At 41.0% G+C, this 23,165-nt stretch carries 23 protein-coding genes; 20 read left to right on the forward strand and 3 right to left on the reverse strand.

Translation table 11 applies throughout. The features are described from left to right. The first annotated feature begins 40 nt into the window (after nucleotides 1–40). Together G592_RS0112975 and G592_RS16570 are read left to right on the forward strand one after the other, a co-directional pair. Complete coding sequence (locus G592_RS0112975; RefSeq protein ID WP_028248193.1) at nucleotides 41–994, forward strand: putative ABC transporter permease; 954 nt, start codon at nucleotides 41–43, stop codon at nucleotides 992–994. Then, nucleotides 982–2,019: an Mbeg1-like protein gene (locus G592_RS16570; RefSeq protein ID WP_051194923.1), complete on the forward strand. Its 1,038-nt coding sequence runs from the start codon at nucleotides 982–984 to the stop codon at nucleotides 2,017–2,019. The genes G592_RS0112975 and G592_RS16570 overlap by 13 nt, the downstream gene beginning before the upstream one ends. A gap of 76 nt (nucleotides 2,020–2,095) precedes the next feature. Here G592_RS16570 and G592_RS0112985 read toward each other — a convergent pair whose 3' ends face one another. From G592_RS0112985 to G592_RS0112995, 3 genes are all read right to left on the reverse strand, one after another. Continuing rightward, on the reverse strand, nucleotides 2,096–2,290 hold the full coding sequence (locus G592_RS0112985; RefSeq protein ID WP_028248194.1) for a hypothetical protein: 195 nt from the start codon (nucleotides 2,288–2,290) through the stop codon (nucleotides 2,096–2,098). Between the two features lie 30 nt (nucleotides 2,291–2,320). After that, nucleotides 2,321–2,911, reverse strand: a complete 591-nt coding sequence (locus G592_RS0112990; RefSeq protein WP_028248195.1) for a helix-turn-helix domain-containing protein — start codon at nucleotides 2,909–2,911, stop codon at nucleotides 2,321–2,323. 143 nt (nucleotides 2,912–3,054) lie between these two features. Beyond that, on the reverse strand, nucleotides 3,055–3,654 hold the full coding sequence (locus G592_RS0112995; RefSeq protein ID WP_028248196.1) for an HAD family hydrolase: 600 nt from the start codon (nucleotides 3,652–3,654) through the stop codon (nucleotides 3,055–3,057). Nucleotides 3,655–3,780: 126 nt separating this feature from the next. On the opposite strand from G592_RS0112995, the gene G592_RS0113000 reads away from it, so the two are divergent. The 18 genes from G592_RS0113000 to G592_RS0113085 all read left to right on the forward strand — a co-directional run bounded on the left by G592_RS0113000 (nucleotide 3,781) and on the right by G592_RS0113085 (nucleotide 23,152). Continuing rightward, on the forward strand, nucleotides 3,781–4,368 hold the full coding sequence (locus G592_RS0113000) for a nitroreductase family protein (protein WP_028248197.1): 588 nt from the start codon (nucleotides 3,781–3,783) through the stop codon (nucleotides 4,366–4,368). Between the two features lie 32 nt (nucleotides 4,369–4,400). Then, nucleotides 4,401–5,252, forward strand: coding sequence for a metallophosphoesterase family protein (locus tag G592_RS0113005; RefSeq protein WP_028248198.1), 852 nt, complete (start codon nucleotides 4,401–4,403; stop codon nucleotides 5,250–5,252). Between the two features lie 12 nt (nucleotides 5,253–5,264). After that, nucleotides 5,265–5,792 carry a cysteine hydrolase family protein gene (locus tag G592_RS0113010; RefSeq protein ID WP_028248199.1) on the forward strand — a complete coding sequence of 176 codons (528 nt, stop codon included), beginning with the start codon at nucleotides 5,265–5,267 and terminating at the stop codon, nucleotides 5,790–5,792. A gap of 2 nt (nucleotides 5,793–5,794) precedes the next feature. Then, nucleotides 5,795–6,613, forward strand: a complete 819-nt coding sequence (locus G592_RS0113015) for a sugar nucleotide-binding protein (protein WP_028248200.1) — start codon at nucleotides 5,795–5,797, stop codon at nucleotides 6,611–6,613. A 406-nt stretch (nucleotides 6,614–7,019) separates the two neighbouring features. Further along, on the forward strand, nucleotides 7,020–7,181 hold the full coding sequence (locus G592_RS17630; RefSeq protein WP_155942211.1) for a rubredoxin-like domain-containing protein: 162 nt from the start codon (nucleotides 7,020–7,022) through the stop codon (nucleotides 7,179–7,181). Between the two features lie 32 nt (nucleotides 7,182–7,213). Then, a complete protein-coding gene (locus G592_RS0113025; protein ID WP_028248201.1) occupies nucleotides 7,214–7,984 on the forward strand; it encodes a methyltransferase domain-containing protein in 771 nt (256 codons plus the stop codon). 48 nt (nucleotides 7,985–8,032) lie between these two features. Continuing rightward, a complete protein-coding gene (gene ybaK, locus G592_RS0113030) occupies nucleotides 8,033–8,506 on the forward strand; it encodes a Cys-tRNA(Pro) deacylase (RefSeq protein WP_196801847.1) in 474 nt (157 codons plus the stop codon). 171 nt (nucleotides 8,507–8,677) lie between these two features. Further along, nucleotides 8,678–11,878, forward strand: coding sequence for a carbohydrate binding domain-containing protein (locus G592_RS17185; protein ID WP_051194924.1), 3,201 nt, complete (start codon nucleotides 8,678–8,680; stop codon nucleotides 11,876–11,878). Nucleotides 11,879–12,109: 231 nt separating this feature from the next. Beyond that, entirely contained in the window at nucleotides 12,110–13,054 is a 945-nt protein-coding gene (gene nikB / locus G592_RS0113040; protein ID WP_028248203.1) for a nickel ABC transporter permease, read from the forward strand. Further along, on the forward strand, nucleotides 13,047–13,853 hold the full coding sequence (nikC, locus tag G592_RS0113045; protein ID WP_028248204.1) for a nickel transporter permease: 807 nt from the start codon (nucleotides 13,047–13,049) through the stop codon (nucleotides 13,851–13,853). Before nikB ends, nikC begins: the two co-directional genes overlap by 8 nt. Nucleotides 13,854–13,883: 30 nt before the next feature. Further along, nucleotides 13,884–15,464: an ABC transporter substrate-binding protein gene (locus G592_RS0113050; RefSeq protein ID WP_028248205.1), complete on the forward strand. Its 1,581-nt coding sequence runs from the start codon at nucleotides 13,884–13,886 to the stop codon at nucleotides 15,462–15,464. A 1-nt stretch (nucleotide 15,465) separates the two neighbouring features. Continuing rightward, nucleotides 15,466–16,260 carry an ABC transporter ATP-binding protein gene (locus G592_RS0113055; RefSeq protein WP_036952986.1) on the forward strand — a complete coding sequence of 265 codons (795 nt, stop codon included), beginning with the start codon at nucleotides 15,466–15,468 and terminating at the stop codon, nucleotides 16,258–16,260. Next, on the forward strand, nucleotides 16,260–17,018 hold the full coding sequence (locus G592_RS0113060; protein ID WP_028248207.1) for an ABC transporter ATP-binding protein: 759 nt from the start codon (nucleotides 16,260–16,262) through the stop codon (nucleotides 17,016–17,018). Before G592_RS0113055 ends, G592_RS0113060 begins: the two co-directional genes overlap by 1 nt. A gap of 42 nt (nucleotides 17,019–17,060) precedes the next feature. Beyond that, the gene (locus G592_RS0113065) at nucleotides 17,061–17,843 is read left to right on the forward strand and encodes a class I SAM-dependent methyltransferase (RefSeq protein WP_028248208.1); all 783 of its coding nucleotides are present in this window, start codon (nucleotides 17,061–17,063) and stop codon (nucleotides 17,841–17,843) included. Nucleotides 17,844–17,885: 42 nt separating this feature from the next. Beyond that, nucleotides 17,886–18,653: a class I SAM-dependent methyltransferase gene (locus G592_RS0113070; protein ID WP_051194925.1), complete on the forward strand. Its 768-nt coding sequence runs from the start codon at nucleotides 17,886–17,888 to the stop codon at nucleotides 18,651–18,653. 299 nt (nucleotides 18,654–18,952) lie between these two features. Continuing rightward, nucleotides 18,953–19,624 carry a hydrogenase nickel incorporation protein HypB gene (gene hypB, locus G592_RS0113075; protein ID WP_028248210.1) on the forward strand — a complete coding sequence of 224 codons (672 nt, stop codon included), beginning with the start codon at nucleotides 18,953–18,955 and terminating at the stop codon, nucleotides 19,622–19,624. Between the two features lie 59 nt (nucleotides 19,625–19,683). Then, nucleotides 19,684–21,399, forward strand: a complete 1,716-nt coding sequence (gene ade / locus G592_RS0113080) for an adenine deaminase (RefSeq protein ID WP_051194926.1) — start codon at nucleotides 19,684–19,686, stop codon at nucleotides 21,397–21,399. 217 nt (nucleotides 21,400–21,616) lie between these two features. Beyond that, a complete protein-coding gene (locus G592_RS0113085; RefSeq protein ID WP_028248212.1) occupies nucleotides 21,617–23,152 on the forward strand; it encodes a DUF5722 domain-containing protein in 1,536 nt (511 codons plus the stop codon). Nucleotides 23,153–23,165: the final 13 nt, after the last annotated feature.

Here is a 23,165-nt window from a genome sequence, read left to right on the forward strand (position 1 = left end):
CAGTGTGATGTTGTAAATAAATCATAAGGAGTAGTGCCCTATGGAATATTTAATCAATCTTCTACTACTGTTTTTTGCTTTTTCATTTATCGGCTGGTGTATAGAGGTTACTCTGAAATATCGCCAGTTTCACAGATTCATTAACAGAGGCTTTCTCACTGGCCCCTGGCTGCCAATATACGGCTTTGGGGCAGTTCTTATTACAGTTTCAGTGCAGGGGATAGCAGGCTTTGAATCTTCGATTGGTACCACATTTGTTATTTCTTTTAATGTATGTGGAATCGTTGAATATCTTGCAAGCTATTTCCTGGAGAAACGTTATCATGCCAGATGGTGGGATTACAGTCAAAAGCCAATGAACCTTAAAGGTCGAGTATGGATTGGAAATCTGATCCTTTTCGGACTTGGAGGAATTGCTATTATTGAGCTGGCTAATCCAATATTCTACGATTTATTCTCCAGAATTAGTCTCATGACAAGAAGCATTATCGCAGGCCTTTTGTCATGTGTTTTTATCACAGATTACATTAGCTCACAGTTTATCATGAAGATGGTTAAGGCCGGCGTTGAAAACAGTGAGGCTGATAATACTGAAGAAATTAATAAAGAGATTCTTCTTCTCTTCAGTGATAAATCATACTTCTATCGCAGATTTGCAGATGCTTATCCTGATGTAATCTATCGTACTGAAAAGATTAAAGCCCACATGGAAGAGGTTCGCATCGAGACAGAACGTCTCCGTGCAGAAGCCGAAGTTCGTCTGAGTGAGATGAATGAAAGATTGGCAGAGAGCAGAGAGCAATTCGCTGCCACTGTGGATCCAGTTGGAACAGCTAAAAATAAGATGATTTCAAAACAGGAATCATTAATCGAGCTCCTTTATGATGAGGAAAGTGCCACAGAGGAGATGAAGGGACTTGTGGAAGAAATAGCTGAGTGCAAATCTATTATTGAGAAGAGAAGGATTGGAGGGAATTTCCTATGGGAACACTAAGTGATTATATAAAGTGGCGTGGAGATTTGGAGTTCTGGCAGGATGGTTTCAACGTGATTGATAACATGGTACTTTCCTGTCTGTCTTATGTGCCATTAGATGGTGTTTTCGAGAAATACGGCGCTGAAGTAATTGATATTCAGGATGTAAATGACATCTATTTTAAAAATTTTCACGATGAAAATAGATATGGGGAAGGCTCTATCCTTCGGGATGCGCCGATTACATTGAAAAGCATCTCTGATACTAACAGATATCGCCATGTGAAAATTCGTAATTACGTTAGTATGCATGAGCTGGATAAAAATCTGCAATTTGCCGCAATGGAATTTCTGCTCCCTGATGGAACAAGCTATGTCGCTTTCAGAGGTACAGATGACAGTATTGTGGGCTGGAAGGAAGATTTTATGCTGGCTTTGGAAGAAGTGGAAGCAGAGCGACAGGCAGTTACATATCTGAATAATATTGCATCAGAAAATGACAGGATGCTTCGAGTAGGTGGACATTCTAAAGGTGGTCACCTGGCTATGTATGCCACCGCCATGTGTGACGCAGCCATCCGGGAAAGAATCCTGAATGTTTATAGTAACGACGGCCCTGGATTTATGGAGAAGATTGCAAAATCCAAGGAAATGAGGGCCATATGTCCTAAGCTGATTAGTATTATTCCTGAGGAGTCAATTGTTGGTCTTCTTATGGAGCCAGTTGACAAACCTATTGTTGTAAAATCCACAGCCCTTGCAGTGGCACAGCACAATCTTGCCACCTGGTGTATCGAAGGAAAACAGCTTGTCACTGTAGATGATGTTTCTAAAACAGCAAAATTTGTTGATCAAAAATTAAAGGAAAACATTTATAAGATGACTGATGAAGAATTAAATGAGTTTGTAGATAATCTGTTTTCTATTTTTGAATCCACAGGAGCCCTCACTCTTTCAGAGCTGAAAACCAGTGGCCTTAAGGGACTTAAGGCTATGACAAAAACTGCTGGAAGCTTATCAAAGAAGATTACCAAGAAGCTATAAAGACTGGAACAATTACATTTGAGGTAAAAAATAAGGAGTGATCATCATTTGATCACTCCATTTTTCTTGAGTAAAATTACTGCTCAGTAGCATTTTTCCCTGTTCTGAAAGCGGCTACAACATTAGCAACCATAGCATATAAGAAGGTTACAATACCTGCACCGTGGAAGATTCCAATAAAGTATTCTCTGTCGAAAATACGACCTGCAAAAATAATAAGAGCTAATCCAATTATCATCATTACTAAGTATCTGTTGTTTACGTTTTTCATTTCAATTATCCTCCGTTTTTTAAATAAAATTTACATTCCTAAATATCTTTTTGTTACAAATACAACTGCAAGGCTTATGGCGCCTGCGATTAATCCGCTGCAAATAGTCACTAGAGCAGTCTGATAAGGGCGTTTGCCGATTTCCTGCTGTTTGCTTGCTTCATCTAATGTTTTGCCGTTCAGGAAAGTGACGATTTCTTTATAAGTAGAAATATCGTTGTACTTTGAAATCTGATTTGCCTTAGTGGCGAAATACATTAATAATGCGGCAATTATCAATGCTGGAATAAGTGACCATAGGCCGATAAGCAAAAATAATGGACCAAATGATAAAGCAAAGATAATTACAAGAGCAAGCTGCATTTTCCAGTAGAACTTAAGATTCTTTACATCGTCGTCGTTAATGATCTTTTGCATTTTTTCTACATCTCCTTTGACTAATTGATCTAAGGAAACGTCAAACAAATTACTAAGTAAAAGAAGACTTTGGATATCTGGATAACTCTTGTCGTTTTCCCAGCTTGAAATTGTTTGTCTCGATACAAACATCTTCTCGGCTAACTCATCCTGATTCCAATTGAGTGTCTTACGAAGTTCCTTTATTCTTTTTCCTAGTTCCATTTTTCTGTCTCCTCGTTTGTGATTTCAGATTAGCTAAATTCTGATGTATTTTCTATCAAATGTCCTTTACAAACCGCGAAAATACGGGATGTAAAGAAGATTTTACATTTTAAATTTGGCCCGGAAAATCGGGATTTTACTCATTATTTTGTCAAAAGCTTCTCAAGATTTTCTACAGCGATTTCATGATTGATAACCTGCACTGCATTCATTCCACACTCTTTTGCAGCTTCACAATTATCCAATCTGTCATCAAGAAAAACACATTCCTCAGGAATGAGATTGTACTGTTTGATGATTTCTTTGTAGATGGCATGGTCAGGCTTAATCAAATTTACCTTGTAAGAAAAAACTCCGCCATCCATTAGTGGCAAAAAGTCTAATTGCTTTGGTGCACATTCTTTTACATGGTGTGACCAGTTTGATAAGAATAAAATCTGGTAGCCTCGGTTTTTGAGGTCATTGAGCCAGTCTTTAGTAAAATCATATTGCCAAAGAGCATCTCCAAGATTTTCCCAGAAAAGTTTTACTTCATTAGTTAATTCTGGAATGTCTTTTGTGAAAAGGGCAAGAAGCTCATCTTCCGAAAGGACGCCTCTGTCCACCTCATCCCAGTGTTTGAAAATGTTTTCTTTTAACTTATTGACTGTGGTCTCATCGTTGTTGAAAAGATCCATCATATATTTAGTCCAGTCGTAGCCAATTAAGACTCCACCGATATCGAAAATAATAGTCTTTATCATGGTTTATCCCTCCGTAATCGATTATGTCCATTATATTAGAATAGCTAGTTCGTGGCTATCTTTTTTGTGGATTTTAATACCCAAATAGGATAGAATGGACAAAATATCACAAGGAGAAGTAATATTATGGAAGCAATTAAGTCACGACGAAGCATTAGAAAATATACAGACAAGGCTGTTTCCAGAGATATGATTGAGGACATTGTAAGTGGTGCAATTTTATCTCCTTCAGCAAAGAACAGACAGCCTTGGAAGTTTATCGTATATACGGATACAAAAAAGAATGAAATTCTTGATGTAATGGAGCAGGCGCTTGTAAAAGAAAAGGAGACACACGCCCTATTACCTGAGTCTTCTGGGGGACTTGCAGATGCATTTAATACATTAAAGATTATGCGCGAGGCACCAGTGTTATTCATGATTATGAACACAAATGGCCTGTCACCATATGAAGCTATTTCTACAGATGACAGAATCACTGAGATTTGTGACACATTATCTCTCGGAGCTGCAATAGAAAACATGCTCCTCAGAGCCACAGAGCTTGGTCTTGGAACATTATGGATTGCAAATACTTGCTTCGCATATACGGATTTAGTTTCCGCTATTGGCGAAGCTGGACAGTTGGTGGGAGCTGTATCTCTTGGATACGCAGACGAGACACCTGCAACCAGACCTAGAAAGAAGCTTGAGGATGTGCTTGAGTTTAGATAAAAAGTTTTACAGGCATAAATAGGGGGAATAATATGAAAGTAGCAGTTCTATCTGATATACACGGAAATTATCATGCTCTGGAAAATTGTTTGCAGGATGCTAAGGATCGTGGAGCAGAAAAGTTTTGGTTCCTTGGGGATTATCTTGGGGAATTTCCATATCCACAGAAGACCATGGAGATTCTTTATAAGTTTAAGGAAGAAAATGACTGTGTTTTCATAAGAGGCAATAAGGAAAATTATTGGCTTGATAGAAAGTACAATCCGGATTGTGAGTGGATAGATGGAAACAGCACAGTAGGTGCCATGAAGTATTGCTATAAGTATATTGAGCAGAAAGATTTGGATTTCTTTGAGAGTCTTCCTATTTCAAGACATGTGGTAATACAGGGAATGGAACCTGTGCTTTTATGTCATGGCTCAGCAGAAAACAACAGACAGAAGCTACTTCCAAATGATGAAAAGACAAGGGAGATTGTTGAAAATTATCATGAGAAATATATCCTTTGTGGACATTCTCATGTGCAGGGCGTGGTGCTTGATTCTGACAAGCTGGTTTTGAATGCAGGTTCAGTGGGAGTTCCAATGAACAGTGTAGAGAGCTCCAAGTATCTCATGCTGGAATCAGATGGAAGCCAGTGGAAATATGACTTTATCACTCTTCCAATGGATGTGGACAAAGTAGAGGAAGAGATTCGCCAGTCTGAGCTTATGGAGTACGCACCTTTCTGGAGTCGATCTGTGATTCATGTTCTTCGTACCGGGGAAATTTCTCAGGGCACAGCATTGAGTAAGGCTATGGAAATAGATGAATATAAATCGCCATGGTACCTAACCCCAGATGAGTGCTGGGAAAAGGCTCTTGAAGAACTTGGAATTGGTTAAGGAGGGGTAGAAATGACACTGTTAGTTATAGATACTCAAAAGGGAATCACAGATGATAGACTCTATAAGTTTGAGAAATTTAAGGCAAATGTCAAAAAGCTGATTTCGTTGGCAAGAGCAAATGGTGTTGAGGTAGTTTTTGTTCAGCATGATGACGGACCTGGAACAGGATTTTCTGTAGGTGATGTAGACTATGAAATCTATGATGAGTTTGCACCTGAGGCTTCTGAAAGAATTTTCGCTAAGGCTGTGAACAGTGCACTTCATCCATCTACAGATTTGTATGATTATCTCAAAGAGAAGAAAGAAGATTCTCTTATGATAGTGGGACTTATGACAAATTTCTGTATAGATGCCACCATAAAAACAGCATTTGATTTAGGCTTTGAAATCTATGTTCCAGAGTATGCAAATTCAACTTCTGATAATGAATACATGGATAAGGAAACTTGTTATAACTACCATAATAAGTTTTTGTGGCATGATAGATTTGCTAATTGCATCAGCATGGACGAGGCTAGAGAGTTGTTAAGAGGATAATAATGAAAGTTTTAGTAATTGGGACAAGCGGATTTTTAGGCAAAACTGTATATCATTTGCTTAAAGAAGCAGGCAATGATGTCATAGGTACATATAATTCCAAGCCAGTTGATGGAATGCAGCAGCTGGATGTGTTAGATGTGGAAAGTCTTATTTCTATACTGGAATCTTCTCAGCCGGATGCGATTATCTGGACTGTAATGAATCATAATCTGGAAGAAGAGATTGCAGATAAGGTTATGCCGAAATTGTGCCAGCATATTGGTGCGGCCCGCCTGATATTTTTATCAACCTCAGTAGCTCTTGAAGAAAAAATGTCTGAGGATGTGACACCTCTTATAAGAACATCTGATATGTACAATTATCATTACTTTAATGGTAAAATTAAATCAGAAAAAGTAATACAGAATCTGGAGAATTATTGCATAGTAAGGCCTGGCAGCATCTATGGAATTAATCCATATGGAGAAATGGATGTCAGAAGCAAGGCTCTAAAAGAGCATTTGGATTCTGGAGAAGAATATGTCAGGGCTGACAATATTATTTTCAGCATTGTGGAAGTAAATGAACTGGCAGCAGCCATAGTTGAGTTAATCAGCAGTGACTATGTTGGGGTTCTCAACATTTCAGAAGAGCAGCCGGTATCACATTATGAATTCAACAAGGCTTTATGTAGTCTCCATGGGTGGGATGATAGCTGCATAGTTCCAAATCAGGAAAAAGAGTGCATTTATTATTTGGATAATTCCAGGAGGAAACAGGTTTTAGAGAGTGAGATATTGGGAAAGTTAAAGCATTCCCACTACCCAAAAGAGAAATAAAAAGCTAGGTAGTAATATTTATGATGAGACTTACTACCTAGAATAGAAAATAGGATATAGATAGTAATAGAAAAAATGAAATCTACTACCTGCATCAGAGAGATTTTTATAGGTAGTAGAAAGATGAGAAGAATCTACTACCTGAGTTAAAAAGTAGGATGTAGATAGTAAAAAATAAAATTAATATTACTACCTAAACTGTAATAGAATCTGAGAGGTAGTAACAAGCTGGGGAAAAATTACTGCCTATGACATAAAACAAGATTTAGGTAGTAGGAGGAATAAAAAAGTTTACTGCCTGAGGCAGAAAATGAACTATAGGTAGTAAAAGAAGAAAAAATCTTACTATCTGTAATAGCAAAGCAGGCTGCAGGTAGTATAAATGAATCACAGGGGAGGGGTTACTATGGCAGTGTACAGATGTAGAGTTTGTGGGTACATTTTTGATGAAGAAAAAGAAGGCAAAAGCATCAGGGATATAGATGTATGTCCAAGATGCAAGCAGCCTGATGACAGATTTGAGCTGGTGGAGGATGCGCCAGTAGAAGAAGAACAAAATAAAGACTAAAATATAGAGACAAAAGGAGACACAAAGGCAACATGGATTCGGCAAGAATTGAACAGTTGAGAAAAGAATGGTTAGAGGAGGAGAAGATTGCTCACATTCATGGATGGGATTTTTCTCATATTCACGGCCGCTATGAGGAGGAGGAAGATCTTCCATGGGAGTATGATGAGGTATTAAACAAATATCGTAAAAACGATATGCAGCTTTTAGATTTTGATACAGGTGGTGGAGAGTTTTTACTTTCACTTGAGCACCCATATGAGAACACAGCTGCCACAGAGGGATATCCACCAAATGTGGAGCTTTGTAAGGAGAGACTTCTCCCACTTGGAATTGATTTCAAGGCATGTGATGATGCAGATAAGATCCCATTTGAGAACGACCGCTTCGACATTTACATCAATCGTCACGGTGATTTTAATGCAGCAGAGGCAGCCAGAATTCTTAAGAAAGACGGAGTGTTTATCACAGAGCAGGTTGGTGCAGATAATGACAGAGATTTGGTAGAGTTTGTTCTTCCAGATACCCCACTTCCTTTCCCAGAGCTCAAGCTTGAGATACAGAAAAAGAAGTTTGAGGAAGCAGGTTTTGAAATTATTCAGGCTGAAGAAGCCTACAGACCAATCAAATTTTATGATGTGGGAGCCTTCGTTTGGTTTGCTCACATTATCGAGTGGGAATTCCCAGGATTCTCTGTAAAGAAGTGCTTTGACAAGCTTCTTGAGATGCAGGAAATCATTGATAAAAATGGAGTGATGGAAGGTACAATTCACAGATACTTACTTGTAACTAGAAAGAAATAATTCTGGCAGCTGAGGGGTTATTACAGAAAGTAATAATGAGGTAATATCATGAAAGCAAATGACAAAACAAATGTTATGAGAGTGCTGGACCAAAAGAAAATCCAGTATGAAGCATATTCTTACGAGCCTGATGCCACAATGACTGGTGAGGAGATTGCAGCCACTCTGGGTGAGGTGCCAGAGCATGTTTTCAAAACTCTTGTAACACAGGGCAAGACAAATACTTATTACGTGTTTGTCATTCCAGTTAAGGAAGAACTTGATCTTAAAAAGGCAGCCAAAGCAGCAGGAGAAAAATCTGTCAGCATGATTAAGCAGAAGGAGCTGCTTCCTCTCACAGGATATGTGCATGGAGGTTGTTCACCAATAGGAATGAAGAAGCAGTTTAAGACCTTCATCCACGAGACCGCAACGACCTATGAGAAAATCTATGTCAGTGCTGGCAAGGTAGGATTCCAGATTGAGCTTGCTCCAGCAGATTTGATAAAGGTAGCAGCTATTACAGTCACAGACCTGTGCTAGCCATAATAAAAATTACAAGACCTGTAGCTAAATTGCATAGCCACAGGTCTTTATTTTTGTGAAAAATGCTTTGAATGGATTTGATAAAAAATATCTAATTTCGATATAAATTTGATATGTATTCTCCTAAGCTATACATATATTCATGTTAATGAAGGAGGAGAAAATGGCATGAAAAAGGGAAAATGGTTTAAAGCCTACGCATTGGCAATGTCAGCCGCTATGGCAGTGACAAGCTTGCCAATGGGGGTACAGGCAAAATCAAGTAATTCCATCGCCAACAAGTATTCCGACGAAGGTTACAGCCTTGTTTGGAATGACGAGTTCGAGGGGGATTCACTTAACACATCAGACTGGAACGTAGAGCAGCACGAACCAGGCTGGGTAAACTCTGAGCTTCAGAGATACACAGCACTTGATGAGGGGAATATCGAAGTAAAGAACGGAAAGTTATCATTAAAGCCACACGTAACAGAGTCAGAGACTTCAGATGAAGTTGAAGATGAGACAGCAGAGGAGAAGATTACAAATGTTTCGTTTGATTTTGATTTTAGTGCAGAGGATTCACGCAGTATTGCTCTTCAAGTAAATTTCGGTAAGATTGCATCTCTTGGAGACGCAGGTGTAGCACCAGCTACAGTTAAGGTTTCAAACATCTCTCTTGTAGATACAACAGATGATGTTCAGGTTCTTTCAGATAGAAATTTTGAGAACGGTGAGTGGAACTGTGGCTTTAACAGCCCAGGTGAAGGTTCTTGCTCATTCGAGGATGGTAAGGCTGTAATCGAGATTAAGAATTCTGGTGATGAGAACTGGCATATCCAGCTTCAGCAGTCAGGCATTGAGCTTAAGAAGGATCATCACTATGCATTCTCAATGGATACAGCAGCTTCTGCAGACAGAGGTGTAGAGGTAAGTGTACTTGATCCAGACAACGGCTGGGCATGGTACGGCGGAACAACAGCTACAATCGAAGGTTCAGCTTTAGCAGGCGGTTCGTCATCAGCCGGTGGAAGAGAAATCACTTCTGGACGTATCACAACACAGAACAAGCACGATTTTACATATGGTAGATTTGAGGCCAGAGCAAAGGTTCCTTCAGGAAAGGGATACTTACCAGCATTCTGGCTCATGGCAACAGATGAGGGACTTTACGGCCAGTGGCCAAAATGTGGCGAGATGGACATCATGGAGGTAATGGGCCAGGATACAACAAAGTCTTATCATACAATTCATTATGGTTACAGTGCGGGAAGTGGCCATAAGGAGAATCAGGGCAGCAAGACATTAAGGGAGAATGACTTCGCTGATGAGTATCATGTATTCAGAATGGATTGGGAGCCAGGAAAGATTACATGGTTCGTGGATGATGAGCAGGTTTACACAACTAACGACTGGTACACAGGCGCAGATGAGGCAAGTCAGCTCACTTATCCAGCCCCATTTGATCAGGATTTCTACGTTATCTTAAACCTTGCGGTAGGTGGTAGCTGGGTAGGATATCCAGATGATGATGTTTATGCACACATGAACGACGACAGCTACGATGTTGATTATGTTCGTGTATATCAGAAGTCAGAAGAAGAGTACGCAGAGGAAGAAGCTAAGTGCAAGCGTCCTGAAAAGGAGCCTGTAACTTACAGAGAGCCAGATGAGGAAGGTAACTATGTAAGAAATGGTGATTTCTCTAAAGATATTGCTTTCGACGGAGCAGAGGATGCTGACAAAGATAACTGGGTACTTCATCTTGAGAGCGACGCTAAGGACTCTACTTACAAGGTAAAGAACAACAAGATTAAGATCACACCATCTGCAGTAGGTTCACAGAATCACAGTGTACAGCTTAAGCAGGCTGGCATCCCAATGTACAAGGGTTGGGAGTATGAGCTCACATTTGATGCTGTAGCAGATGAAGACAGAGATATTATTGTTGATGTTGAAGGTCCAGACAGAGGATGGACACGTTACATGCAGGATACATCTGTTAAGGTTGGCACAAAGAAGAAGTCTTACACTTACACATTCACAATGAATGACAAGACTGATGCTAACACAGCACTTGAGTTCAACCTTGGTAAGCAGGGCTCAACAGCAGCAGTTACTATTTCAAATGTTAAGCTTGTTCACAAGTCAGGCGAGACAGTTGATGATGGAGATTTAAAGGAAATTCGTCCAGATGGCAACTACATTTACAACGGTGGATTTGACCAGGGCGAGGGCAGACTTGGATATTGGGATATTGATGACAATGACAAGGATGCAGTTTCGGTTACAAATAAGAAGAATTCACGTATGCTCAAGGTGGTTGCACCTAAGGGCACAAGTGCAAAGAAGCCAATCGTAATCAGCCAGAGCGAGCTTTCACCAATCGCAGCAGGTCAGTACGAAATCAGCTTTGATGCTTATACAGAAGATGGCGCTGAGGATGGAATCACAGTAAGCGTTGCAGGTCATGCGGTAACACCTGAGCTTACAGATTCACTTAAGCACTTCGCAAAGAAGGTTGTAGTTGAGAACAACCTTGATCGCTCAGAATCAAATGTAGAGCTTCGTTTCACAAAGCCAGGCACATACTATCTTGATAATGTATTCTTCACAGAGGCAGCTCTTATCAAGAATGGTTCATTCAATGCAGGTATTGCTGGATTCAGCCCATACATTTACGATTCAGTAAGTGCAAATTATGTTATCGATAACATGAACGGAAACGATAACACATTTGCTATGACAATCGAAGATACAGTTGCAGATACAGATGACAATTGCTGGTATGTACAGCTCAATCAGGATGGTGTAAATCTTGAGAAGGGCAAGACATACAAGGTTTCATTCAGAGCAAAGTCAACTATCGATAGAGTAATCAAGTACTCTCTCCAGGAATTTGAAGGTAACTGGACAAACTACAGCGGCACAGGTTCTGTAGAAATCGGTCCAGAGTGGAAGACGTTCACTCACACATTCACAATGGAGAATGAGACAGATTCTAATACAAGATTCAACATCACAATGGGATCTGTAGATGGAATCAGAATTACAGAAAAGCATGACGTTTATATTGATGATATCGAGTTAGTAGAGGTGGATGGTGATGAGCCAGTACCAGCACCAGCTCCAGGTGAGTCAGGAGAGCCAGCTCCAGTTGAGCCAAGTCCAAGCAACCCAACAGACCCAGAGCCAACACCAGTAGTTGAGCCTACTCCAGTTCCTACACCAGTAGTAACACCTACACCAACACCAACTCCAGAGGTTAAGCCAACACCAGCACCAACTCCTACACCTGAGCAGGTTATCACAGTAATCAAGCAGGTAGTTAAGGTAGTTGTTAAGGTTGTAAAGACTATTCTTGGCTGGTTAAGCAAGCTTTTCCCATAAACTTTTCATAAATCGTAAAACCTATTAAAGTACAAAAACCTAATAAAACCCCATTTCTAGTATGCAGCAGGTAAGAAATTACCTGCTGTATTTTTATGATATTCCCGACAAGAATATCACCATTCTTTTTATGAATGCCTTACATCTCTCTAATTTCTTGAATCTGTCACAGGCAGAAGGTACACTAAGGTGTCTAATGAAATGGTGATGATTATTTAGAGGTATTCTTTTTTGAAATATAGTATAAAACGTATTTTACAGTTGATTCCAATACTTATTGCAATCACATTTTTGTCCTTTGCAATGATGAGACTGGCTGGCTCCGATGTTGTAGAGCAGAAGATGCTTAACACAGGGCAGGTGGTCTCAGAGGCGCAGCTTCAGGCGGCAAAGGCAGAACTGGGATTGGATAAGCCTTTCTTAATTCAATATTTTGTGTGGTTCGGAAAGCTGCTCCATGGAGACATGGGCGTAAGCTACGTTTCAGGAAAGGATGTTTTTGAGACATTCATTTCCAAGCTGCCTGCCACACTGTTTCTTACAGTTACATCTATTTTACTTACCATAGTAATTTCAATCCCACTCGGCATAATTTCAGCAGTTTATAAAAACAGATTTTGGGATTATTTAATCAGATTCATCAGCTTTATTGGTAACAGTATGCCAAACTTTTTTGTTTCCCTGGTGTTGATGTATTTGCTTGGAATCAAGTTGGGCTGGTTTCCAATCATTTCCAAAGATATGACCCTTGGTAGCGTGGCTATGCCTACATTTACACTGGCAATTGCCATGAGTGCAAAGTATTTAAGACAGGTCCGTGCCACAGTTTTAGATGAGCTTAGCAAGGATTACATATTGGGAGCAAAATCCCGCGGCGTGAAGTTTCCAGTGATTCTCTGGAAAAGTGTAATTCGAGAGTGCCTTGTGACAATTATCACATTGCTCGCGCTTTCCATAGGAAGTCTTCTTGGTGGAACAGCCATAGTGGAATCCATTTTTATGTGGGATGGTGTTGGTAAGATGGCGGTAGATGCCATCAACATGCGCGACTATCCAATCATTCAGGCCTATGTTATGTGGATGGCAATTATCTACGTGACAGTTAATCTGATTACAGATTTATCATACAGGCTTTTAGACCCACGAATCAGATTGGAGGACACATGCAATGATTAAGAAGCCAAGTAAAAAACTTATCGTATTTACGATAATGGCAGCTGCCCTGATTCTTGTGTCCATATTTGCTGACAGGCTATGTCCATATGACCCTTATGCACAGGATTTATCCCTTAGCTACAACGCTCCATCAGCGGAGCATCTTATGGGAACAGACACCTATGGCAGGGATATGTTTTCAAGAGTCATCATTGGCGCCAGAGCCAGCATTTTATCAACATTGGCATTGGTTGCCATCATTACAATATTCGGTACCGCTGTAGGCGTCATATGCGGCTATTGCGGAGGCAAAATCGATTCAGTGGTAATGCGAATATCAGATTTCTTTCTGGCCTTTCCAGGGCTAGTATTTGCCCTTGCTGTGGCAGCCCTTTTGGGAGGTGGAATCGTAAATGCAGTAATAGCCCTGGCGGTTATAAGCTGGCCGAAATATTCGAGAGTTGCCAGAAGCCAGACATTATCCGTGAAGGCATTATCCTTCATCCAGGCAGCAAGGCTGGCAGGAGATAGTCCAATACAGATTATCACTCGCCATATTTTGCCTAATATCATGGGACCAATATTGGTCACATCCATGTTAGATATAGGAACAATGATGATGGAACTTGCAGGTCTTTCATTTTTAGGACTTGGAGCCCAGCCACCTGTTGCAGAGTGGGGAAGCATGATGTCAAACGGACGAAGCATGCTTCAGACCTATCCATGGGTGGTACTTTCACCGGGATTTGCAATTTTCGTCTCGGTAGTAATTTTCAATTTGTTGGGTGATACGGTTAGGGATTATTTTGATCCTAAGTAACCGCGCCATATAGAGAAAGGAGTATGAAATATGAAAGGATTAAAAAAGTCAGTTGCAGTATGTCTTGCAATGGCGCTTACATTAGCGGCATTCACAGGCTGTGGAGCATCAAAGACTGAGTCAGGCTCAGCCACAGATAACACACAGACAGAAGATGGCAAAAAGACATTTATTTTTGGCGACACAACATTTAATGCTGAAAACGAGGAGGCAAACATTGATCCACATGATACATATTGTGGATGGGCATGCATTCGTTACGGCGTTGGTGAGACATTATTTAAATTCAACGACAATATGGAGCTTGAGCCATGGGTGGCTGAGAGTTTTGAAAATGTAGATGAACTTACATGGAAGGTTGTCATTAAGGATGGTGTTACATTCTCAAATGGTAAGGCTGTAGATGCAGCAGCAGTAAAGGCTTGCATCGAGGACCTTGTAGCTGTTCATGAGAGAGCAGCAGGCGACCTTGCAATCGATACAATTGAGGCTGATGGTCAGACTCTTACAATCAAGACACAGACACCAAAGCCTACACTTATGAATTACCTTTGCGATCCTTATGGATGCGTAATCGATGTTGAGGCTGGAAATGCTGATGGCATCGTTGTAGGTACAGGTCCATTCGTATGTACAGAGCTTGTTACAAGTGATCACCTTAATCTTGTAAAGAACGATAACTATTGGAATGGTGAAGTAAAGATGGATGAAATCACTGTTCTTACTATCACAGATGGCGATACACTTGCACTTGCACTTCAGAATGGTGACATTAATGCGGCATATGGTATGGCGTATGCAAACTACCCATTATTTGAAAATGATGATTATGTATTCACAGGTACACCTACAAGTCGTGCTTTCTATTGCCAGATGAACTACAACTCACCTGTAATTAAGGATGATGCAGTTCGCCAGGCACTTGCTATGGGTATCGACAAAGAGGGATTCGTAAATACGTTACTAAATGGTTATGGCTATGTTGGCGTTGGCGCATTCCCTGAGAACTTCACATTTGGTGGCGATGTAGTCAAGACAGAAAGCTATGACCCAGAAGCAGCTAAGGCTCTTCTTGAGGAAGCAGGCTGGGTTGATTCAGATGGAGATGGAATCAGAGAGAAGGATGGAAAGACTCTTACAATCAGATGGATTAGTTATCCTAGCCGTCAGGAGCTTCCACTTCTTGCAGAAAGTGCCCAGGCCACTCTTAAGGATATCGGTTTTGATATCCAGTTAAATGTTACTGCAGACCATGGAACAATCGTTGCTGAGAAGGATCAGTGGGATGTATACGCAGCTGCATTCGTTACATGCGGTATCGGCGACCCAATGTATTTCTTCACAACACATTGTTTAGATGACTCATCAAAGAACCGTGGCGGATATCACAGCGATGAGATTCAGAAGCTTGCAGAGGAAATGAACTCAACATTTGATGCAGATGCCAGAGGTGATATCGCTATCAAGATGCAGCAGGAAATTCTTGATGACAATGCATTCATATTCTGCTCATTCCTTCGTATGAGCATGATTATGAAATCAAACGTAGTAGGACTTGAGGCACACCCAAGTGATTACTACGAGTTCACAGCAGATTTAGATATCGAATAATATGGATTCATTATTAACTTACGAAAATGTAGAAATCTCCTTCGAGAAGTGCCCCGTTGTTCACGACATTAGCTTCTCTTTACATGAAGGGGAGATATTGGCTCTTGTAGGCGAATCAGGCAGTGGAAAAAGCACGCTGATTCGCTCTGCGCTAGGGCTGCTGAACGACAATGGTAAGGTGACCAAGGGCGAGATTAGCTATAAAGGAACTAATCTTTTATCACTTCGAGAGAAGGAACTGCGACAGATTCGCGGTGCCGAAATCGGAATGATTTTTCAGGATGCAAAAGGTTCACTTTGCCCAATTAGAACTATCGGGGACCAGATACTTGAAAGTATGTGTGCCCATGGAAAAGTAAACAAGGCTGAGGCCAAAGCCAAATCAATTGAGCTTTTTGAAAAGCTTAGCTTCAAGGATGGAGAAAAGATTTGGAACAGTTATCCATTTGAGCTGTCAGGTGGAATGAATCAGAGAGCGGGAATAGCAATTTCCATGCTTTTAAATCCATCAATCCTTTTTGCAGATGAACCTACAAGTGCCCTTGATGTGGCGGTTCAAAAGCAGGTGGTGGATGAGATGCTTGCTCTCAGAGAGCTTTTTGGAACAGCCATTATTATAGTTACACATGACATCAGCGTGGCATCGGCCATGGCTGACACAGTTCTTGTGTTGAAGGATGGATATAAGATGGAATACGGGCCAGCCTGGGACATCCTTCACAATCCAACAAATGATTACACCAAGATGCTGCTGTCGGCAGTACCAAGACTTAAGAAGCGTCGGGAGATTGTTTAATGGAAGAAATGATTACTGTTAAAAATGTAAGCAAAAATTTCATAAATCGCGGCAGCGCTGACACTCTTGCAGTAAAAGACATATCATTTACTTTGGAGCGTGGCGAGACTCTTGGTATAGTTGGAGAATCTGGAAGTGGTAAGAGTACCGTGGCAAGACTTATCACTGGTTTGATTTCACCTACTTCTGGTGAAATTCGTATATGCGATAATGATATTCAAAAGCAAAGATGTGAAGATCCACTTGGTCTCTATAGCAATATTCAAATGGTGTTTCAGAATCCAGTGGAATCTTTCAATCCAAGAAAGACTCTTGGCTACGGAATTGATGAGTCGTTAAGAAACAGAGGAATTTCACCATCAGCGGCAGCTACAATAGTGGCACAGCTTTTGGAAAAGGTTGGTCTTACACCTGATTTTGCCACCAAATACCCACATCAGGTCAGCGGTGGACAGTGTCAGCGAGCAGCAATTGCCAGAGCTCTTGCAGTGGAGCCAAAAATCCTGATTTGCGATGAGGCTACCAGCGCACTTGATGTAACAGTCCAAAAACAGATTATTGAGCTTTTGGACGAGCTTCGCAGAAAAAGAGATTTAAGTATTATTTTTATCTGTCATAATCTGGCTTTGGTACAGAGCTTTTGCGACAGGGTGATAGTGCTTTATGATGGTGAGATTGTAGAGCAGGGAAAACCAGATGATATCATCAATAATCCACAGGCTGAGTATACTAAGTTATTAGTGGACTCTATTCTGTAACTGTGGTTGGGAATAATGGACAGGTGTGGTATACTTTGCGGTATGAACGCGGATTTAACAAAGGAGAACAAAGCCTACTGGTTACAGAGGGCAGCAGGTTATTCGGAAGTTAATAAAGAAGAATTATCAGGCGTCCAAAGAAATACTTGGACGTCTTTTTTGTCTAAAGAGATTTCGGCAGTATTTCCTGGAAGACAGCCATCTGACATCAGCATCATCGATATTGGTGCAGGGCCAGGGTTTATCTCTATCATCCTTGCTGAGGCTGGATACAGGGTCACAGCTTTTGATTTCGCGGAGACTATGCTTGCTGAGGCAAAGGGGAATGCAGGGGATATTGCAGAACAGATTCAGTTTGTTCAGGGTGATGCTATGGAGCTGCCATTTAACGATTGTAGTTTTGATGTGGTTATCTCCAGAAATCTTACCTGGAATCTTCCAGATCCGTCAAAGGCATATCAGCAGTGGAGCCGCGTGTTAAAGCCACGTGGTCTCATGATGGTTTTTGATGCCAACTGGTACAGATACCTTATAGATGAAGAAAAGCGTGCAGCCTTTGCTGAGGACCGCCAGAATGTGGCAGAGGAAGGATATGGCGATTACAACATCGGGGAAAATTTTGACAAGATGGAAGTTATCGCAGGCCAGATGCCTCTCACAGCAAAGCTTCGTCCACAGTGGGATTTGGAGTATCTCACAGGGTTAAATGTTGGTAATGTCACAGTCCAGGAGGACGTGGGCCAGCAGGTTTATTCTCAAAAGGAATTAGTAAATTATAAATCTACACCACTTTTTATGGTGAAATTAATTAAGGGTACAGTATAAATAGTTGTTCTCCACATTGGTGGAGTTAGTTAGGAATTAACGATGGGTGAGTTACATCATATTGCCTTCGAGGAGGAGGCAGAGAACATAAAGGAGAAAGTGGAGTGCTACTGGACTAAGCGTGCCGAGAGCTTCTTCGAACTCCGTCATGATGAGATAGAAAGTAATAAGGCAGCCCGCTGGACAGAAGAGATAGTGAAGCTTCTTCCAAAGGGCAAAAGTCTTAAGATATTAGATGTTGGTTGTGGAGCAGGTTTCTTCGAGATTATTCTTGGAAGACTGGGACACCAGGTCACAGGAATCGATCTGACAGAGGAGATGGTTGCAAAAGCTAATGAAATGATTCGGATATACGGTTTAGTTTCCTCTCAGGTAAGAGCAGTTTCCGGTGATGCAGAGAAGCTTGATTTCGAGGATGAGACCTTCGACGTTGTCATTTCCCGCAATCTTACATGGACACTTCCACATCCTATAGATGCTTATTGTGAGTGGAACCGAGTGCTGAAAAAAGGCGGAATTCTAATTAATTTCGATGCTGAGTACGCCAAGGGAGCCCATAATCTCAAGAGTCCAGAGAATCTTGCTCACAGCAAAATCTCAGATAGTCTGAAAGATGAATGTCATGACATTTACCATATGCTGACAATCAGTACGCTGGACAGACCACAGTGGGATGAAGAGGTATTATTACGAAATAATTACGAAAACATTACGAAAGATATTGATTTTGGAAGCCGCATTTTCATAGAACATGATGAGTTTTACATACCTGATAAGATGTTTTGCATAACGGGTTGCAAGCCTTGGTAATGCCGGATTTTCAACAATAATACACACCCTGTGTATTAGGTTAGGCGTTACAAACTCAAAATACAAGGAAAATACAATTTTGTGAAAAAAATATGAAAAAATATCTTGCGGAAACGCGCCGCACATGTTATAGTACTTATCGTACTAGCGAAAAGCTAATACCAAATTTTTCATAACTCAGCGACCAAGGGCAACTTTGGTCGCACTCCCCGAAAATAACGCCAGCGAACAACTCGCTGGCTTTTTTTATACTTATAAGTTAATATATTTCAAAGGGTATTTTAAGGAGTAAATAATTAATGAGTGAAGTAAAAGTAATTGAAATTGGAGAGAGCGTCTTCGCTGAAAACGAAGCTGCTGCCGCAGCCATTCGTCAGCAGATGAAAGACCAGGGCACATTTTTTGTAAATGTAATGTCAGGTCCTGGCTCAGGAAAGACTACCACGCTTTCTGCTATCATCAACAGAATGAAAGGTAAATATAAGATTGGCGAGATGGATGTGGATATCGAGACAAGCATCGATGCGCAGCGCGTAGCTGATGCCACAGGTGTGCAGTCTATTCAGATTCACAACATGGGACTTTGCCATATCGATGCAGATATGACCAGTCGCGCCCTTATGGAGTATGATACAAAGGATTTCGATCTTCTTATTTTAGAGAACATTGGAAATCTTGTGTGTCCAGCGGAGTTTGATGTTGGAGCAAATAAGAACCTTATGCTTTTATCAGTTCCAGAGGGAGATGATAAGCCACTTAAGTATCCACTTATGTTTGAGATAAGTGATGTGGTTCTTATTAATAAGATTGATACGCTGGATTATTTTGATTTCAGCAAGGAAAAGGTTACAGAAAGAATATTGAAGCTGAACCCAAATGCAAAGATTTTCTTTGTAAGCGGTAAGACTGGTGAAGGCTTGGATGATGTTATTGCATGGCTTGAAGAGGAGATTGCCAGGGCAAAAGCGTAGTTTTAAAGGCTCGAGGGAATTTCCCTTGGGCCTTTTTGTGCACATAGGAGAATTATATAATGAATTACCAACAGAAGAACATGACAAGGGCAGAGTATGAGGACTTTCTTTCTGTTGCAAGTGGCGAAAAGCCGGCTGAGCTTGTGCTAAAGAAGGTATCGTATTTGGATGTTTTTACAAATCAGTTTCGTAAAGGCGATATAGCAATCGCTTATGGAACCTTTGCAGGAATTGGAAAGTACCAGGGGAAAAAGGAAATCGATATGACCGGAAAGACAATTGTTCCGGGATTTATTGATGCCCATATTCATATTGAAAGTACTACCGTCATCCCAGAGATTTTTGCCAAGGAAGCTTTAAAACATGGCACCACAGCTATTCTCACTGACCCACATGAAATAGCCAATGTTATGGGAGTGGACGGAATTAATCTTATGCTGGAGGCTACCGAAGAACTTCCGCTGGACGTATTTTTTATGGTTCCATCCTGTGTACCATCCTGCGAATTTGATGAGTCGGCTACATCCATTATGGCTCAGGATATGGTGCCATTATTTAAAAATAAAAGAGTCCGCGGAATTGCGGAGGTAATGGATGTTAATAGTGTAGTGTCACGAAAAAAGGACGTGCTGGACAAAACATATGCGGCAATCGAAAACGGAAGCCGTATAGATGGACATGCACCTGCTGTGACGGGAAATCAGTTGATGGCCTATGCGGCTGCAGGAGTACTTTCAGACCATGAATGTACATACCTGGATGAAGCAATGGAAAAGCTGGGGCTTGGCCTGTGGATTATGATTCGCGAAGGCACAGCGGCTCAGAATCTTGAGGCTTTGATTGACCTTTGCAAAGAGCCATATGCATCTCACAGTATGTTCTGCACTGATGACAGACATATAAATGACATCATGGATGATGGCCATATTGATAATATTATAAGAAAGGCAATTAAGCTGGGAGCAGATCCTGCGATTGCCTTTAAAATGGCAGCCTACACAGCCGGAGATTATATAGGATTGCGAGACAGAGGCGCGATTGTCCCTGGATTTTTAGCGGATTTTGTGGTGCTTAATGATGTGGAGACTGTAGATATTCACAGCGTATATAAAGAAGGAAATGAGCTTACCGATGATTATCTTGAGACTCATTGCCGCAGCACTATTTCTCCTGAGTTAAAGGCTAAAGCAATGGACAGTTTCCATATGCCGGAAATCACTGTGCAGATGTTGAATGTGGAAAAAGAGATTCCAGTCCTTGGCATTGTGGATGGACAGCTCTATACCACCCGAGAGGGAATGGCTAAGGAGATAGATGTTGAGGCAGATATTTTAAAAGCTGTTGTTGTGGAACGACATAAAAATACCGGTCACGTAGGCGTTGGTTTTATTCATGGTTATGGTTTGAAAAATGGCGCCATAGTTACTTCTGTTGCCCATGACAGTCACAACATAATTGCCATTGGAACCTCAGATGAGGACATCGCTGCAGGTATTAATGCCTTGAAAGATATGAATGGCGGTGCCCTGGTTTACAGTGATGGAAAGGTGCAGGCTGCATACTCTATGCCGGTGGCAGGTTTGATGAGCTCTGAGTCTGCGAAAAATGCAAAAGAGAGGCTGGTTGAGATTCATGAAGCAGCATATGCTGCCGGGGTACGAAAAGGCATCGACCCTTTTATGACCCTGAGTTTTACGGCACTTCCAGTAATTCCAGCCCTAAGAATCACTACCTTGGGAGTAGTAGATGTAGAAGAGTGGAAAATATCAAAATAATAATCAATAGATTTATAGGCCTGTGGTATATCCACAGGCTTTTTTGTTTTTCACAAACATTTCACAGGAATAGGGATTCTAAATGTGAATTGTTTGTGTTATATTTTGCCAATCAAATATTTATTCACACATTTTTTATAATTCCAATGTATATTTGATATGCTCCCTTATTGCGGGGGAGAATCACAGGGTTGAATGTGAAAGGAGTATTGGTTATATGAAATTGTTTAAAAAGATTGCTAGTATCGCACTTGTTTTGACACTTATGGTTACTACATTTGCAGCAGCACCTAGCCTTACCGCTGAGGCTAAAGCAGCTAAGACAACAGCTGCAGCAGCTGGTGTTGCAATTGGTAGTGTTTTAATACAGGGTGGCAACGTGGCCGTTGTTTCACAGGGAACTGCAGCTTCAGATGATGGCATGTATCATCTTGTTGCTTCAGATGTAAATCAGGTTGCACCAGCTGGAACAGATGTGGCTCAGGCAGCTGTATCTGCGGCAGCAACATTTACAGTACCTCTTGCAAAGGGCACTGCAAATTCTATGTTATATAAGAAGTTTACTGTTTGTGTAATGTCAGGCGGAGCTCTTAAGCCTGTTTCAAACAGCATGTATATTACAAATCCAGAAGCATGTGCATCTTTGGCACCAGGCCGTATGGATTTTGGAAAGAAGGGAATTCTTCCTGAGTTGTTAAAGTCAGTTGCTGACAAAAACCAGCCAGCAGCCCTTGGCGCAAAGCAGGTTAATTTAAATATCCCTATTTCCCAGATTGGAAGATTAGCTGGATATGATTATTCAGTAATGAAATACAACAGACTTGGTATGCAGGTTAACGTAATTATCCTTATTGATGGAGCTTCACCACAGCAGTATATCAATCCATATTCTTATGATGGCTTAGGCGCTCACAATTATTATGGAATGAACGCAAACACAGCTGAAGGTATCACAGCACTTCAGGATGCAGCATCTTTCCTTGCAAGACACTATGGCGGAACAGGTCATGGCCAGGTTGATAACTTTATCATTGGTAATGAGGTAAATGCATGGTGGCTTTGGAACTACATGAATTGTGGTTCAAATGATATTTTCATGCAGGAATATGCCAAGGCTTTCCGTATTATGTACAACGGAATTAAGTCAGAAAATGCTACAGCAAATGTTTACACATGTATCGATCACCAGTGGGCTAGAGCAGAGGCTTCTTATTATATTTCAGGCAAAGAATTCCTCACAAAGCTCAACAGCATTATTAAGAGCGAAGGAAATGTTGACTGGAGAGTAGCAGTTCATCCATACAATGCTCCACTTTATGCGCCAAGAGCATGGGAGACATCAAAGAACGTTTCACACAGCCAGAGTACTCCTTACGTTACAGTAGCAAATATAGATGTACTTACAGATTTCTTATGCACACCTGATATGCTTTCTTCAACAGGAGCTGTCAGATCAGTAAAGATGTCTGAGGTTGGATATGTGAGCCACGAGGGCGAAGCACTTCAGGCAGCATCACTTGTATATGCAAATCTTGTAGCTGAGAACAACAGATATATCGATGGTTTGATTATTACTCGTGAAATGGATCATCCAGAAGAATTGGCACAGGGCCTTTCTTATGGACTTTGCAATATGGACGGTTCGCAGAAGATGGGATACGCATTCTATCAGAACCCAACTGCACCGGATATGATTGCTCAGGCAAATGCAGCAGCAGGAGTTGATCTTACTACACTTATCACACCTAGATAATGAAAGGATGAAT

The organism is Pseudobutyrivibrio ruminis CF1b, assembly GCF_000424005.1.
Lineage (GTDB): Bacteria > Bacillota > Clostridia > Lachnospirales > Lachnospiraceae > Pseudobutyrivibrio > Pseudobutyrivibrio ruminis_C.